Origin of the sequence: Megasphaera sp. (assembly GCF_047831605.1) — a bacterium.
In the GTDB taxonomy this organism is placed as follows: domain Bacteria; phylum Bacillota; class Negativicutes; order Veillonellales; family Megasphaeraceae; genus Megasphaera; species Megasphaera intestinihominis.
Window position 1 is genome coordinate 754,218 of the sequence record NZ_CP181255.1, and the last position, 15,545, is coordinate 769,762.

The following is a 15,545-nucleotide window of genomic DNA, read 5'->3' on the forward strand; positions in this document are numbered from 1 at the left end:
TCAATCAAACCTCCCTGATATGTTTGACCTAAAAAGTCCCGATACAGTTTTCATTATACGGCAAAAATCGCCGCCATTCAATCACTATCATGAATGACGGCGATTTTATTTTATCATGCCTGCCAGCTGCCCTGTATCTTTCCAAGGCCCATATAATGTAGTAAAATAGAGTTTGTCAAAAGATTACTATGCTAAGTAATACAAGGAGGTCCCTTTATGGCTCATGTAAATGAAAACTACTTAAAACTCCCCGGCAACTATCTTTTTGCAACGATTGCAAAAAAAGTTGATGCTTATTCCAAAGCACATCCGGAAGCCAATATCATCCGCCTCGGCATCGGCGACGTCACCCGTCCCCTGGCCCCGGCTATCATCAACGCCATGCACAAAGCCGTCGACGAAATGGGCAAAGCTGAAACCTTCCGCGGCTACGGTCCGGAACAGGGCTATGATTTCCTTCGCCAGGCCATCATCGATGGCGACTACAAGACGCGCGGCATCGACCTCGAATTAGACGAAGTCTTCGTCGGTGACGGCGCCAAGACCGATGTCGCCTGCATCCAGGAAATCTTCGGCGACGACCTCAAATTCGCCGTAGCCGATCCGGTCTACCCGGTCTACCTCGACTCGAACGTCATGTTCGGCCACACAGGCGACTGGAATGCCGAAAAAGGCATCTACGACGGCGTCGTCTATCTCCCGTGCACCCCGGAAAACGGCTTCAAAGCCGAACCGCCGAAGGAAAAAGTCGACATCGTCTACCTCTGCAACCCGTCCAACCCGACTGGCACGGCCATGAGCAAAGAAGAATTGACCAACTGGGTCAAAGCTGCCAAAGAAAACAACTTCATCATCATCTATGATTCGGCTTATGAAACGTACATCACCGAACCGGACGTTCCCCACAGCATCTTTGAAATCGAAGGCGCTAAAGAAGTAGCCATCGAACTCCGCTCCTACTCCAAGTGCGCCGGCTTCACGGGTACGCGCTGCTCCTATGTCGTCGTCCCCCATGCCTGCGTCGCTTACAAGAAAGACGGCACGGCTGTCGAACTCAATCCCTTGTGGAACCGCCGTCAGTGCACCTTCTTCAACGGCACGCCGTACATCGTCCAGCGCGCAGCTGAAGCTTATTACAGCCCGGAAGGCCAGAAACAGTGCCTGGCTGACGTCGAATACTACATGGAAAACGCCCACATCATCCGCGACGGCCTGACCGAAGCCGGCTTCACCGTCTACGGCGCTACCAACTCGCCGTACGCCTGGGTACAGACGCCGAACGGCATGAAGAGCTGGGATTTCTTCGACCTGCTCCTGGAAAAAGCCCACGTCGTCACGACACCGGGTTCGGGCTTTGGCCCCCACGGCGAAGGCTACCTCCGCCTGACCGCTTTCGGCACCAAAGAAAACACCGTCGAAGCTGTCAAACGCATTGCTGATTTAAAATTATTCAAATAAAGGTGGTTTAACCATTGAGTACCAATCTGGAAGTAGGCATCGTCGGCCTGCCGAATGTCGGTAAGAGCACGCTGTTCAACGCGATTACCAAGGCCGGCGCAGAAGCGGCAAACTATCCCTTCTGCACGATTGAACCGAATGTCGGTGTCGTAGAAGTCCCGGATAAACGCATCCAGGTCCTGACCGACATGTACAAACCGAAAAAAACAATTCCCGCTGTCATGCGCTTCGTCGATATCGCCGGCCTCGTCGCCGGTGCCTCCAAGGGCGAAGGCCTGGGCAACAAGTTCCTCAGCCACATCCGTGAAACCGATGCCATCGCTGAAGTCGTCCGCTGCTTTGAAGACTCGAACATCACCCACGTCGACGGCTCCATCGACCCGATCCGCGACATCGAAACGATCAATACGGAACTGTGCCTGGCCGACCTGGAATCGGCCCAGAAACGGGCGGACCGCATCGCCAAAGTCGCTCAGTGTGGCGACAAGGACGCCAAAGTCGAATACGCCGTCCTGAAAAAAGTCCTGGCCTGCCTGGAAAACGGCGACCCGGCCCGCAAAGCCGGCCTGACAAAAGATGAACTGCCGCAGGTCAAAGAACTCAACCTCCTGACCTTGAAGCCGATCATCTACATCGCCAACGTCGCAGAAGACGAAGCAGGCAATCCCGATGCCAACCCCAACGTCAAACGCGTCGAAGAATACGCCGCCAAGGAAGGCGCTCAGGTCGTCGCCGTCTCGGCCAAGATTGAAGCCGAAATCGCCGAACTGCCGGACGACGAAGCCGAAGTCTTCCTGGAAGAACTGGGCCTGCCCGAATCGGGCCTGGACAAGCTGATCAAAGCCAGCTATTCCCTGTTGGGTCTGATCAACTTCTTCACGGCCGGATCTGACGAAGTCCGCGCCTGGACCATCGTCAACGGCACGAAAGCCCAGAAAGCAGCCGGTAAGATCCACACCGACATCGAACGCGGCTTCATCCGCGCCGAAATCGTTTCCTACGACGACCTCATCGCCTGCGGCAGCGAACAGGCTGCCAAAGAAAAAGGCCTTGTTCGTCTGGAAGGGAAAGATTACGTCATGCAAGACGGAGATGTCACATACTTCCGCTTTAATGTATAGGAAAAAAAGGCTTGTCGCATATGCGACAAGCCTTTTTAAGTGGTTAGTGGCTAGCAGTTAGGGGTTAGCGGATGGGTTTTAAATTTAAAAACCATCTGCTACAAACTATAAACTCCGTACTACAAACTAGTATCGTCCTCCCGATGTTTTGGGCGTGGTTCCCGTTCATCTGTCAATCCGGCAATGTAATCGAGTGAGGTGTGGTACAGCCTTGCCAGCTGGATCAACTTTTCTACGGGGATCTTCCGTTTCCCCAATTCATACATGCCGTATCCAACTTGTGAACACTTCAAGATTTTTGCCACGTCGGCCTGAGAAAGCCTTGCTTCCAACCGAAGCGTCTTTAAGCGGCTGTAGTATTTCATGTCATCACCTGTTTTCATAGATCTAGGACTATAATAAGTACATTAGTAAATTCCTTGATTCTATTATAGTAAATATATAAAAAGGCGGCAACGATTATTATGAATATAATCGTTGCCGTCTTTGCAATTTGACTTCCCCTCTATGAAATAATTAGCCGATTTCTACTAATTTTCCAGGATTCATGATGTTATTCGGGTCCAAAGCCTTCTTGATGGCTTTAATGACGTTAAGTTCCGCCTGCGGTGTGCAAAGGGCAAATTCTTCCAATTTCTTATAGCCAATGCCGTGTTCACCGGACATCTTGCCGCCCAGGGCATAGACGCGCGGGAAGAGGTCGCGATGGAAGGCCTTGATCTTCTGGAACCATTCTTCCGGCGACAAGCCTTTGGCATTCAGAGGCAGGACGTGGATGTTACCATCGCCGATGTGAGCAACCGTGACGCAGTAGAGGTCGTATTTTTCGCGCAGTTCCGGAATTTGTTTGGTGATTTCCGGAATCTTGTCCAAGGGGACGACGAAGTCTTCCGTCTGGAACATCTTGTCAACGTCGCGGGCGGCTTCGGCGAACTGCTTGCGCAGAGTCCAAATCCGTTTATCCGCTTCAAATTCGTCGATCGAGCCGTTGGCTTCCGCCAAGTCGCAGAGCTGTTCCATCTTGCGGTCCGAGTCGTCTTCGCTGAACGATTCGACCGTGACGATGACGTAATCACAGCCTTCGTCGACATGAGGCATTTTCATGTCCAGGAATTTGCAGGTCATGCGCAGGGCTTCATTGTCCATAAATTCGATGCTCGTCGGGTCGATGCCGGCTTTGAGGATCTTATTGGGCAGGGCAAAGGCTTCTTCATCGGTCTTGAAAACGCAGACCATATTGAAGGCATACGGCGGCATGGGACGGAGTTTGACCGTGACTTCCGTAATGATGCCCAGCGTGCCTTCGGAACCGGCAAAGAGCTGTTCCAGGCAGAGGCCGGTAGAACTCTTCTTGAGGCGGGCACCGGCGTCGAGGATGTCCCCTGTCGGCGTAACGACTTTCAGGCTGTAGATCTGATGGCGCGTCGTGCCGTATTTAACGGCTTTATTGCCGCCGGCATTGTTGGCGACGTTGCCGCCGATCATGCTGCTGTCGGCACTGGACGGGTCCCCGGCATAGAGGAGGCCGTGTTTGGCAGCTTCACGCTGCAAGTCCCCAGTGATGACGCCAGTCTGGCAGACGGCATACATATTGTCGGCATCGAATTTGAGGATCTGATTCATCCGTTCCAATTCGACGACCATGCCGTGATAAACAGGAATAGCACCACAGGCAACACCGGAACCAGCCGAGCGCGGCGTAATCGGAACGAGGTACTTATTGGCCAATTTGACGATAGCGGCCACTTCTTCCGTCGAGCCCGGGAAGACGACGACTTCCGGTTTATGGAAATAATGGGAGTTCCCTTCTTCGTCTGTCTGGTATCTTTCCAAATAATCTTCGTCCGTCTTGACGTATTTATCACCGACGACCTGACGTAATTCTGCTAATAATTCCGGCGTAACCGGGTTGAACTGTGTTGCCATATATAAACGCTTCCCTTCTATCGGAATCTTTCCGTATGCTTTAAAGATATAATAAGTTTATCCTCCGAATGGGAGTTGAGCATAGTATACCACGTAGCAGAAACTTGTAAAGCCCGTTTTCTTGATATTTTTAAAAATTTCATCAAGAAAACGGGCTTTTTAAAACTGCACATCGGGATGGTTACGTAAAGTTTTACGTTTTACGCTATTCTGGTCCTAAAGTTTATCCCAGTTTCGCCAGAAGACTCCTTTCTCTTAGGTAGGGCATCAATAACGATGAATTTCGCAGGTTCGATGCCTGCGAAATCCCCCCTATGTCTTTTCCGTCTTAGCCTTTTCACCTAGGCTAGGGTATAATGGTAGATAACAGAGGAGGTGAATCCCAAATGTACTTGACGCAATCGAATGTCATCCGCGGCTTGTCGAAACAAGAGTATACGATGCTCCGGGAAATGTGCCAATATAGCAATAATTTGTATAACGTAGCGGTCTATACGATTCGACAGCATTACTTCGATACCCAGCAATTCTTGCAGTACGAAGAAAATTACCCCATCTGCAAGAAAAATGAAAACTATGGCTTGTTGCAGGCCGGTGTTGCCCAGCAGATATTGAAGATGGCCGACCGTAGTTTTCGTTCTTTTTTCAGTCTTCTGCATAAAGTCAAATCCGGTGACTATCGGTCGAAAGATGTCCGTCTGCCACACTATCGTGAAAAAGGGGGACGGTTCCCTCTCGTCTTATCGACGAATGCCATCAACATTAAAAAGGGCTTCCTGACGGTACCGATGAGCCGGGAATATGCGAAAACCCATAACGGCCATCGGATTCGGATTCCTGTTCCCGACAGGCTGAAGGAGAAGAAAATCAAGGAAGTCCGCATCTGTCCCATGTATGGCGGACGGTATTTCAAGATTCAGTATTGCTACCTAGAAGACTCGGAACCGGTGAAAACCTCGTCAGACCGTGTCCTGGCTATCGACTTGGGCCTGGACAATCTGGCCGCCTGCGTTACCAATACGGGGACGTCGTTCCTCATGGACGGTCGTAAACTCAAATCTATCAACCAGTATTGGAACAAACGCAAAGCCAGACTCCAAAGCATTGCCGCCAAACAGGGCCAGAAGACGACGAATCAGCTCTGTCAGTTAGCGAAGAAACGCCATTTCCGGATGCAGGACATCCTTCGCAAGACAGCCCGCTATATCCTCGATTTTTGCATCAGTCATCAGATAGGGATCCTTGTCTGCGGCTATAATTGCGATTTCAAACGAGGACTAAAGCTGGGCAAAGTGATGAATCAGCATTTCACTCAAATCAGCCTGAGCTATCTGCGTAGTACCTTGAAACAGCTGTGTGAACGCTATGGGATAACCTATCTGGAACAGGAAGAATCGTATACTTCTCAGGCCAGCTGCCTGGATTTGGACGACATTCCCGTATACCAGCCGGATGCCCCCTATACAGGAACGTTCAGCGGGAAACGAATCCGGCGCGGCCTGTACCGTTTCGCCAACGGCAGGACGGCCAATGCCGACATCAACGGCGCCGCCAATATACTTCGTAAAAGTAAGCAGAACTTCGATTTTGAGGAACTGTGTAAGGGGCTTTTGGACAGCCCTTTGAGAATAAGGCTATCCTGATTTCAGGAGGAAACTTAAACAGCAACCTTCTCAAGAATCTCCCGCTTCTACAAGCGGGAGAGGTTCAAATTTATTTTTCATATCTGTCATGTGCGGACAGCGTCACGATTCCGACAGGGCTTCCCATTTTTCATAGGCTTCATCGAGCTGAGCCTGGGCCGCTTCATATTCTCGCGTCAATTCCATCATGGCGTCGGCATCGGTCTGATTCTGAGGCATGTTCATCTGCACTTCGTACATCTTGATGGTCGCTTCCAGTTCGGCAATCTTCATCTCGATTTTTTCCAGCTTGGCTGCCTGACCATACGCCGGAGCCTTAACCGGTGCCTTCACGGCCTGAGCGGCTGGTGGTTCCGCCTTCTTGGCTGCCGGAGCGGTTTCTTTTTCATGAGCCGGCGAGGAACCTTGCCCTTCGGCTGCCGCCTTTTCTGCCGCTTCCTGGGCTTCGCGGACCTTTTCCCGGTAATAACTGTAATTGCCGACGTATTCCGTGAGCTGCTTATTTTCCAGGACCAGCGTCCGCTGGGTGATTTTGTCGAGGAAATAGCGGTCATGGGATACGACCAGATAGGTCCCGCCGAATTCCAGCAAGGCCTGTTCCAGGACTTCCCGCGTCGGGATGTCGAGATGGTTCGTCGGTTCGTCGAGGATGAGGAAATTCGGCCCCTGCAGGAAGAGCTTCAACAGGGCCAGCCGGGCCTGTTCGCCACCGCTGAGGCTGTCGATGACCTTGAAGACATCGTCGCCGCGGAACATGAAGCGCCCCAGGACGGACCGGGCTTCTTCTTCGCCATAACTGAAATCGTTCATGATTTCATCGAGGACCGTCCAAGCTCCGTGCAGGTCCGTGTGTTCCTGGGCAAAATAGCCGATATGGACGCGGCTGCCCAAGGTGATATGACCGTCTGTCGGTTCCTTTTCGCCCATGATCATGCGGATGAGCGTCGTCTTCCCCGTCCCGTTAGGGCCGATGAGGGACGCTGCTTCGCCGCGGCGCAGGAGGAGCGACAGATGGTCGAACAACTGGCGGTCGGCAAAACCGCCGCTGACCTTGTCCAGGACCAGGACTTTCTGGCCGCACTCTTCGACAGGCTTGAAATTGAAATGCAGCGATTCATCTTCCGGCTGCCATTCGATGCGTTCCAGCCGGTCCAGCTGGGACTGACGGCCGCGGGCCTGCTTGGCCTTGATGCCGGCCTTGTACTTGCGGATATATTCTTCTGTTTCGTGGATGTGCTCCTGCTGCTTCTTATAGGCTTTTTCCAGGGCTTTCTGCTGCTGGGCATGCTGCTCGACGTAGCGCGAATAATTTCCCTTGTACTTAGTCACCTTGCCGTGGGACAGTTCGAGGATGCCCGTCGCCACGCGGTCGAGGAAATAGCGGTCATGGGATACGATGAGGATGCCGCCGCCATAAGACAAGAGATAGCTTTCCAGCCATTCCAGCATGTCCACGTCGAGATGGTTCGTCGGTTCGTCGAGGAACAAATAGTCCGGCCGGCGGACGAGAGCCTTGGCCAGGTTGATGCGCGTCTTCTGACCGCCGGAAAAGCTCTGGACCGGCCGATCCATATCGGCTTCTGAAAAGCCCAGGCCCTGGACGATTTTCCGCGACATCGACTCGTATTCATAGCCGCCGAGCCACTCGAACCGTTCCTGCATGCGGGCATAGCGGTTCATCAAGCCTTCATCGTCGGGATGGGCCTGCATGTCCTTTTCGACAGCCTTCAAATCCTTTTCCAGCTTCATGACATCCTGCCAGGCCTCGGTAATCGTCTGGCGCAACGTTACGTCGTCGGCGTAAGTGATATCCTGCTGCAAATAGCCGATAGATTCGCCTTCGGAAACGACAAACGCCCCGTTATCATACTCCTCTTCGCCCATGAGGCACTTGAGCAGCGTCGACTTCCCGGCCCCATTGGCCCCGATGAGGCCGATCCGTTCGCCCCGGCGGATTTCAAAACTGACATCATGGAATACCGTATGTACCCCAAAAGACTTACTCAATTTCTGTACTTTAATACTACCCATCTATATGATACCTGCCCTCCCTGGCATACTGACGACAAAACAAAAAAAGAGCCGCCCCGGATCCCCATCTTGGGCGGCTGCCTATTTTCACATATCTATTATACCGTCAATCCTCAAGCATCGTCAAGACGGCGATGATAATAAGACGCCGGTCGCAGGCGGCAGGCCGCAGGCCGCAAAAAAATACACGGCCTGCGGCCTTGTGCGTAGGGGCCGGCCAAAGGGCGGCCCGCTGTGATATTTCGCCACAGCCTAACCGAGTATGATGGCGGAGCTTTACGAACAACCATCTACGGCCTTTTCTCGGATTCAGATGCGGCTTTGCCGCGTCAAATTCATCCCATTTGTCATAAATTCCGGCTATGTACAGGATTCACACGGGACGCCTTAACAGGACGTCCCCTACGGTATCGCATAGAGGCGATGAAAATAATAAGCAGGCCGCAAAAAAATCCACGGCCTGCGGCCGTTTCGTAGGGGCTTCCACGTGGGAAGCCCGCTAGAGAGATTTCGCCACAGCCTAGCCGAGTATGATGGCGGGTCTTTACGAACAACGAGCTACGGTCTTTTCTCGGATTCAGATACGGCTTCGCCGCTATAAACTCAAACTGACAACGACGCTTCGGGAAACTCTCTGCGCGTAGCGGGCCGCCCGCCGCTGTCATCTATCCAGGAAATCGTCTCCTGCATCTGACGGGCCAGAATAGCTCTGGGCGGCCCCTACGGCATCGCATACAGACGATAAAAAACAAAAATAGCCGCCCAGGACTCCCCATCGTAAGCGACTATTTTTGTGGTTCTTATTCTGTTAGTACTAGTCACTCAAAGGTAGACGATAAGGTATGCCTATGATATACTACTTCGAGGTTCTGCCTAAAACGGTAGGCGGTTGGTCCCTTGCTTCCTAAGGAGGGATTTTGTGTGAACCCTCCAATCCATGGGAAAGGAGGGGATTTGTATGCTTCTGACTGTAGATACTTTTATTGGTATTCTCGGCCTCTGCTTAGGTGCTTTCGCGCTTGGGTATGCCATCGGATGCGCTTCAAATAGAACACAAAAATAGCCGCCCTCGATCCCACTCGTAAGCGGCTACTTTTGTAGTCATTATTTGGGGACCAACCGTCTATCGGCAGGACCTCTTTCACGTTTATTATACCGTTATCAGTTAATCTTCGTCAAGCTAATCGCTCCATAGAAGATAATTTAGCTGAATCGGACTCAGATGCGGCTTTGTCGCGTCAAATTCATTATTTGATTGCGACCGCGTATCATCTGTCATAAATTCCGGCTGCCTACAGGATTCACGCGGGACGCCTTAACAGGACGTCCCCTACGATATCGCATAGAAGCGATGAAAAATGAACGCAGGCCGCTGTTCGCAGGTGGCAGGCCGTAAAAAAATAACCACGCGGCTCATAAACCGCGTGCTTATCATGTTTTTTCAGAATAGAGATTTGTATTTTTCTTTCTGCCAAGTAGTGTAATCACTATATTTTCAAGTATAATGGACTTATCTAACCATAGTACGAAAAAAGGGGTGATACTATGAGATGTCTGGCTTGTAAATCCGATACGATGGTCGATGCTACGACAACTTACTTTGCACAGGTTTCCTCTGGCTATGTAATTATTGAGAACGTGCCTTGTAAGAAATGTACTCAATGCGGAGAAGAATTCTTTTCTGCTTCCGTTGTAGAATGTATCGAGCAAGTTCTTGATAAAAACAATTTATATAACCATTGGTTTTAAGACGTATAAAAACGGCACACAGTTCACCTCATTCACAGGTAGATTGATTATTTCAAACGATAATAACGAATACTTTTCCCCCGTCCTTCTCGTTTCAGTTCACCTGAAGCCACCAATTTTCTCAAAGCCCCTTCTATTGAACTGACACTAAGTGATGGACAAAGCTCCCAGATATCCTGCTTGGTAAAACGGCCAATTTTGTTCTGCGCAGCCAGTCGTACCGTGTCTAAGGCAGGTCGTTTTGTTTCCACCAAGGCAAAGCGATCTTCAAAATCCTTATATGCCGCCAAAATAGTCCCGATGAGATATTTGATAAACGGTACCGGATCCTCTTTGCCTTCATACCAGCCGTCTTGTGAAGCGGCCAAGGCTTCATAATACAAGTCCTTATTTTTAGCAATTTTCGCTTCCAGAGAAACGTACTTTCCTACATAGAAGCCATTTTGGTACAGAAGCAGTGTAGTCAGCAACCGGCTCATTCGTCCGTTTCCGTCATTAAATGGATGAATACAAAGAAAATCATGAATAAAAATAGGAACAGCCAACAACGGTTCCAATTCAAAATTTCCGATAACTCGATTATATGCTTCACACAGCCGATCCAGAGCCTCTGGTGTCTCATACGGGGCAAGTGGTGTAAAGAGTGTTTCCGTATGCCCATCAGGATAAGTGGCACTAATATAATTCTGCACCGTCTTCGTCTTGCCTGCTGCCGGATTATTCATATGGCTATAGAGAATTTTATGAAGTTGAAGAATATAACAGCACTTTACAACTTTTACGCTACCTCGGAAGTTGACGAAACCAGTTTACACAAGGCCTGCACTAAGTCCGTTGGATTTTTTGCGGTTTGGGCTTTAGAGACCAAAGTGCCTAAAAATATTTCACGCTGTATTTGCCAGCTTATATGGCTTCGCAGCTCTTGTGGACTGGCGTTTTGGTACTTCGCAAAATGCTTGTCCAGATACGGCAGCATTTTCAGGCTGCTGTGAACGAGGTTTACCAGGTTCACCCTATGTTCAATACCATTTTGGCGGCGAATCCGGTAGGCATTCAGCGACCAGAAGGCCTTCTGCTCATAGTAGTTGGTTTCGATGGCCCAACGCAGCTTGTACAGCTTCAAAGGATAATAGTCCATGCCTTCTGCCGGTGCGTCCCGTAGGATCTTTCGTTCCTGCCAGGCGCAGCTCATATGCAGGTCACTGGGATTCAGGGTGCTGAAGAAAAGCCGCCGGGAGCCAGATGTAGTGTAGCTGACATAAGCATGGATACGGCGATTCCCGCAGATATGGGTCAAAACAATCCGATGGCCGACCTGCATGCCATCCATATCCCAGGACAAGTTGAAATCATCCAGATGAAGCCGCTTTCCTCGTTTTTTCGGGCGTCCCGGCTTGCCGTTAGGCAATGGCGGTAGTTCATACATTGCCGAATCACTGCGGACATTACAGATGATGTCCAGTCCGGGATACTGCAAAGCCCGTTCTATCAGCGAGCTTTTAGCGTACCAACTGTCAAAGAGCAACAGTACCTGCCGGTCTTTCAGTAAGGGCATCACCTCCTCGATGAGGTCACCAGCTAATTCAAGTTTGGTCTGCTCTTTCGTCCACATCCGGTACCCTACGGGAACCGCCAGATAGCGGATAAGCGGAGCTTTTCCTTCATGCTGGTTCAGGACAGGGACACTCAGTGTCAAACTGACGAAGCAATGACCGTTTACGTAAGGCTTGCCTGTATGGCAGGCATGGTCATGCAACAGAGAAACAGCATCGAACTTCTTGCCGAATTTCGGTACCGTCGTATCATCGACACTGAGAAAGACCGGTTCATTCTGTAAGGCCGCCGGAATCAGGCTGCAAGCCAATTGTGCTGTTTGCAGGCGGAGAGAATGGCTCGTCACCGTTTCGTTCTGAAGCGCCCGGTAATAACTATTTAAGCAGCGATGCGTCACCTGGGACAAAAAATTCCGATGAAGAAAGCGAAGAGATGGGAAGGCCTGCAAGGCTACCTGAGCGATGACCAACCAGGTCAGTAGGAATCGCGTTGGCCGTGTCGCCGTAGAAAAATATGGAGAAAAGAAACGAAACAGACTACCAATAATCGAATTTTCGAGGTATAATGAATTCATCGCGTAACTCCTTTGAGATGATGTGTTTTAGCAGATTCATTATACTTCAAAGTGTGGTTACGCGATATTTATTTGTTCAAAAAGTTGTAAACTGCTGGAATATAATTCCGTGTAATCGGGATTGCATCAAAGTTTTCGTGGATGATTTCCAACACATCCCGATAACCCGCAATTTCTTGTTCGTCGCGGTTTCTAGGCGTCGTTTTTTCTTCAACAAGCTGCCGGATACGCGTATTCGTAGTAACAATGCCTTCAATAGCATTCGATGCTTCTGTACTCTGGATTTTAGCAATCTCAACCAGTTTTTCTAACTCTTCCGGCCGCTGTTTCAAATAGAGTTCCTGTTTCCCCATTTCCTTATAAATAGCTGCAATCAATCCCAACAACTCAGAATCCCATTTGTTATCTCGGATTTTTGAATAATTGAATGATCTCATTCCCTTACCTCCCATCTATTCCCTTAAATTCTATATAAAAATAAGGGAATGGTCAATGGATTAAGGGAATCCATTGTCATAAATCTGAAGGAAAACGCGCTCTGCTTATTGGTAAAGCTGCCTACTCCAAACTATTGACTTCCCTTGATGAATCGTCATATCTAATCGGACTCAGATGCGGCTTTGCCGCGTCAAATTCATTATTTGATTGCGACCGCGTATCATCTGTCATAAATTCCGGCTGTCTACAGGATTCACGCGGGACGCCTTAACAGGACGTCCCCTACGATATCGCATAGAAGCGATGAAAAATGAACGCAGGCCGCTGTTCGCAGGTAGCAGGCCGTAAAAAAATAACCACGCGGCTCATAAACCGCGTGGTTATCGTATTCTTTATGGTGGAGATAAGGAGGATCGAACTCCTGACCTCTTGCATGCCATCCATAGTATAGAAACTCCAATTAAAATCGAAAAACAAGAATGGGTTAGTTATGCCATTTAGAGCGAATGAGATGACATCATTTCATATAATTAGTACAGTAAGCACGGATAAAAGTAAGCGGAAAATAAATCAGTGTATAGAAAAAGCCCCAGACTTATGCTATCCTTTTTTCATAAGTCTAGGGCTTTGATTCTATTTATTCTTTGCACTTTTCCTGGGGCTTTGTTGCCCAAGGCAGGTATTGATCCAAGGTTTCGGTATCTTTGAAGTTTGCTGTATTCGGCAGCTTTTCAAAAAGGTATTTCAGATACCGTTCGGGGTCCAAGCCGTTGGCTTTGGCTGTTTCAATCAGGCTGTAGACGATGGCACTGGCTTTGGCTCCTTTGGGGCTGTTACTGAAAAGCCAGTTTTTCCGCCCAACGGTGAAAGGTCGGATGCTGTTTTCCGCGGTGTTGTTGGAAATGTCACAGTGTCCGTCTTTGAGGTAACAGGTCAGCCCGTCACGGTTCGACAGGAGATAATTCATGGCCGTTGTCAGCGGCGATTTGGGCAGCAGTTTGTCAACATTGTCTTCTGCCCACTCGAAGAGCGCCTTCAGGATAGGCTTTTCTTCCCCGAGGCGTCGTTCATACCGTTCTTTTGGCGAGAGTGCTTTATATTCTTTTTCTTTTTTAAATAGGTCACCAATCTGATCGATACTTTTTTGACCAAAGAGTCCCCGAACCCGTCAGTTTCCTTGGCATAAGCCGGGGCGGCATCGACGAATTTCCGTCGGGCATGGGCCCAGCAAAGACAATGGACAGCCGTTTCTACGCGGTTGTAGCCGACGTAGTCGTCCGTCAGCAGGTAGCCTGCAAAGCCTTCCAGGAAGGTTTCTGCACAATGGGCGCTGCGCGTCGGCGCATATTCAAACAAACGGATATGCCGCTGAGGGTTCAAAGCCGTACTGGTATAGACCCACATGTACGACTTGCTCTTATTCTTGCGGTCCTTTTCGTGATGTACCTGCACCGGGGTTTCATCAACATGGAGACAGCGTTCCTCTAATAACAACTCATGCATCCGGTCATAGATGGGCATCAGCCATTCATTGGATGCGATGATGATCCAATTGGCAAGATTGGCCCGGGAAAAGGCCAGGCCGATGTGTTTCCATTCGCTTTCCTGTCGGTACAGCGGCATGGCATAGCCGTATTTCTGCATCATGACATGGGCGACCACCGATGGCGAGGTGATGGAATGCGGGATGACCGGCTGGGGCATGGCTGCTTTCAGCATCGTAGGCTGTCCCTGCTTGCGGCATTCGCGGCATTCATAGCTTTTACGATAGAAATCTTTCACTTCCACGCGGGCTGCGATGTAGACGACTTCCGAACGAATGAATTCTTCGCCTACCGGCGAAAGTGTGCTGCCACATTCCGGGCAGACCGTCGTTTCCGGTTCGACGACAATTTTCTGATGAGGCAGTTTGGCCAGTAATTCTTCACGATGGCCGACCTTTTTCTTGCGTTTGTGCGGCTTGACCGAAATTTCCGGTTCCGGAGCGCTGGGTTTCGCTTCTGTTTCTGCTTCATTGAACAGGCTCATCTGTTCTTCCGGGTACACGACTTTCTTGGTTTCCGACTTGCGGCCAAACTGAGCCTTGCGCAGCCATTCGACCTGCTTGCGCAGCTGTTTGTTCTCTGCTTTCAGAGACGCTTTCTGCGCGGTCAGTTCATCGATTTTCCCCTGCATTTCCTGTTCACGGATATCTGTCATACGGCACCTCAATCTTACGGATTTGTGATAAATCTATTATACCATAAAACAGCCGAAAACCCTAGCGTTTATGCAGTGTTTCGGCTATTTTACAAAACCGTTTTCGGCGTAATCTTTTGCACGGCCCGAGGCTGTTCAACAGACAGCCCCTCCATGAGCCAGCGGTACTGCTGTGGTGTGAGTTCCCGGACTTCATCAGGTGTCCTTGGCCACTGCAGCCTTCCTTTTTCCAAGCGTTTGTAGAGGAGCAGGAAACCATCACCCTGCCAGAGCAGGGCCTTGAACCGGTCCCGGCGACGGCCGCAAAACAGGAAAAGAGAAAGCTGAAACGGATCCATCTGGAACTGCTGGGCGATGATGGCACTGAGCCCGTCAATGGACTTGCGCATGTCCGTATAGCCACAGGCGATGAAGACATGTTCTGCTGAAATATGCAAATCCATCAAGCATTCACCTTCTGCAGTAGCTGCAGCGTCTTTTGCAGCAGTCTTTCAGAAGTATGCTCCGTCACTTCCAGGGAAAACGCACCACACTGCACGATAAGGGAATCCTGAACGGGAATCGCCGCCGAAAGAGGGACTAGTGTGGGGACTTCTTCCTTTTTAGTTTCCGGCGCCTGTGCCGGTGCGAAACGAATACGGAGTTTATGTTGCCAGTAGTAATACTGCTTGATAGGGATATCCTGCTGCGCACAGAATTCCTTCACCGTTAAGCCACTCTGCTGGCGCTGCGCGATGATCTGCATCCAGTGTTTCATTCTTATTTCGTGTGTAATTTTTTGAGTATCCAAAAACATCCTCCTTACTGAATAGGATAAATTAGAGTTTTTAGACAAAATGGGAGAAACTCTAA

At 50.0% G+C, this 15,545-nt stretch carries 12 protein-coding genes and 1 pseudogene; 4 read left to right on the forward strand and 9 right to left on the reverse strand.

The window, feature by feature from the left end; translation table 11 throughout:
* Nucleotides 1-216 precede the first annotated feature (216 nt).
* Nucleotides 217-1,458 (forward strand): LL-diaminopimelate aminotransferase, encoded by a 1,242-nt coding sequence (locus ACFWUB_RS03650; RefSeq protein WP_020310655.1) that lies wholly within the window; start codon nucleotides 217-219, stop codon nucleotides 1,456-1,458.
* Nucleotides 1,459-1,472: 14 nt separating this feature from the next.
* On the forward strand, nucleotides 1,473-2,579 hold the full coding sequence (gene ychF, locus ACFWUB_RS03655) for a redox-regulated ATPase YchF (protein WP_020310654.1): 1,107 nt from the start codon (nucleotides 1,473-1,475) through the stop codon (nucleotides 2,577-2,579).
* A gap of 119 nt (nucleotides 2,580-2,698) precedes the next feature.
* On the opposite strand, the gene ACFWUB_RS03660 is transcribed toward ychF, so the two are convergent.
* Nucleotides 2,699-2,962: a helix-turn-helix domain-containing protein gene (locus ACFWUB_RS03660; RefSeq protein WP_232501472.1), complete on the reverse strand. Its 264-nt coding sequence runs from the start codon at nucleotides 2,960-2,962 to the stop codon at nucleotides 2,699-2,701.
* A gap of 133 nt (nucleotides 2,963-3,095) precedes the next feature.
* Complete coding sequence (locus tag ACFWUB_RS03665) at nucleotides 3,096-4,505, reverse strand: FAD-binding oxidoreductase (protein ID WP_020311891.1); 1,410 nt, start codon at nucleotides 4,503-4,505, stop codon at nucleotides 3,096-3,098.
* Nucleotides 4,506-4,891: 386 nt separating this feature from the next.
* Here ACFWUB_RS03665 and ACFWUB_RS03670 point away from each other — a divergent pair, with 386 nt between their 5' ends.
* Nucleotides 4,892-6,148, forward strand: a complete 1,257-nt coding sequence (locus tag ACFWUB_RS03670) for an RNA-guided endonuclease InsQ/TnpB family protein (protein WP_416184244.1) — start codon at nucleotides 4,892-4,894, stop codon at nucleotides 6,146-6,148.
* A gap of 102 nt (nucleotides 6,149-6,250) precedes the next feature.
* Here ACFWUB_RS03670 and ACFWUB_RS03675 read toward each other — a convergent pair whose 3' ends face one another.
* The gene (locus tag ACFWUB_RS03675; RefSeq protein WP_292108150.1) at nucleotides 6,251-8,179 is read right to left on the reverse strand and encodes an ABC-F family ATP-binding cassette domain-containing protein; all 1,929 of its coding nucleotides are present in this window, start codon (nucleotides 8,177-8,179) and stop codon (nucleotides 6,251-6,253) included.
* 1,545 nt (nucleotides 8,180-9,724) lie between these two features.
* Here ACFWUB_RS03675 and ACFWUB_RS03680 point away from each other — a divergent pair.
* Nucleotides 9,725-9,928, forward strand: coding sequence for a type II toxin-antitoxin system MqsA family antitoxin (locus ACFWUB_RS03680; protein ID WP_416184245.1), 204 nt, complete (start codon nucleotides 9,725-9,727; stop codon nucleotides 9,926-9,928).
* Nucleotides 9,929-9,975: 47 nt separating this feature from the next.
* Here the strand turns inward: ACFWUB_RS03680 and ACFWUB_RS03685 are convergent, their stop codons facing one another.
* The 6 genes and pseudogenes from ACFWUB_RS03685 to tnpA form a co-directional block, all read right to left on the reverse strand.
* Complete coding sequence (locus ACFWUB_RS03685) at nucleotides 9,976-10,653, reverse strand: Fic family protein (RefSeq protein WP_416184246.1); 678 nt, start codon at nucleotides 10,651-10,653, stop codon at nucleotides 9,976-9,978.
* A gap of 53 nt (nucleotides 10,654-10,706) precedes the next feature.
* On the reverse strand, nucleotides 10,707-12,056 hold the full coding sequence (locus tag ACFWUB_RS03690; RefSeq protein ID WP_416184190.1) for a transposase: 1,350 nt from the start codon (nucleotides 12,054-12,056) through the stop codon (nucleotides 10,707-10,709).
* Nucleotides 12,057-12,124: 68 nt separating this feature from the next.
* Complete coding sequence (locus ACFWUB_RS03695; RefSeq protein ID WP_416184247.1) at nucleotides 12,125-12,493, reverse strand: hypothetical protein; 369 nt, start codon at nucleotides 12,491-12,493, stop codon at nucleotides 12,125-12,127.
* Between the two features lie 638 nt (nucleotides 12,494-13,131).
* Nucleotides 13,132-14,669: pseudogene (gene tnpC / locus ACFWUB_RS03700) on the reverse strand (IS66 family transposase).
* Nucleotides 14,670-14,782: 113 nt separating this feature from the next.
* Nucleotides 14,783-15,136: an IS66 family insertion sequence element accessory protein TnpB gene (tnpB, locus tag ACFWUB_RS03705; protein ID WP_020311937.1), complete on the reverse strand. Its 354-nt coding sequence runs from the start codon at nucleotides 15,134-15,136 to the stop codon at nucleotides 14,783-14,785.
* Nucleotides 15,136-15,483, reverse strand: coding sequence for an IS66 family insertion sequence element accessory protein TnpA (gene tnpA, locus ACFWUB_RS03710; RefSeq protein WP_292282491.1), 348 nt, complete (start codon nucleotides 15,481-15,483; stop codon nucleotides 15,136-15,138). The genes tnpB and tnpA overlap by 1 nt, the downstream gene beginning before the upstream one ends.
* Nucleotides 15,484-15,545: the final 62 nt, after the last annotated feature.

Excerpts from the sequence above, each read along its gene's own strand:
- ACFWUB_RS03665 (WP_020311891.1), bottom strand. The coding sequence starts at position 4,505 with ATGGCAACACAGTTCAACCCGGTTACGCCGGAATTATTAGCAGAATTA.
- ACFWUB_RS03650 (WP_020310655.1), top strand. The coding sequence starts at position 217 with ATGGCTCATGTAAATGAAAACTACTTAAAACTCCCCGGCAACTATCTT.
- ACFWUB_RS03675 (WP_292108150.1), bottom strand. The coding sequence starts at position 8,179 with ATGGGTAGTATTAAAGTACAGAAATTGAGTAAGTCTTTTGGGGTACAT.
- ACFWUB_RS03680 (WP_416184245.1), top strand. The coding sequence starts at position 9,725 with ATGAGATGTCTGGCTTGTAAATCCGATACGATGGTCGATGCTACGACA.
- ACFWUB_RS03670 (WP_416184244.1), top strand. The coding sequence starts at position 4,892 with ATGTACTTGACGCAATCGAATGTCATCCGCGGCTTGTCGAAACAAGAG.
- ACFWUB_RS03695 (WP_416184247.1), bottom strand. The coding sequence starts at position 12,493 with ATGAGATCATTCAATTATTCAAAAATCCGAGATAACAAATGGGATTCT.
- tnpB (WP_020311937.1), bottom strand. The coding sequence starts at position 15,136 with ATGGATTTGCATATTTCAGCAGAACATGTCTTCATCGCCTGTGGCTAT.
- ACFWUB_RS03690 (WP_416184190.1), bottom strand. The coding sequence starts at position 12,056 with ATGAATTCATTATACCTCGAAAATTCGATTATTGGTAGTCTGTTTCGT.
- ACFWUB_RS03660 (WP_232501472.1), bottom strand. The coding sequence starts at position 2,962 with ATGAAAACAGGTGATGACATGAAATACTACAGCCGCTTAAAGACGCTT.
- ACFWUB_RS03685 (WP_416184246.1), bottom strand. The coding sequence starts at position 10,653 with ATGAATAATCCGGCAGCAGGCAAGACGAAGACGGTGCAGAATTATATT.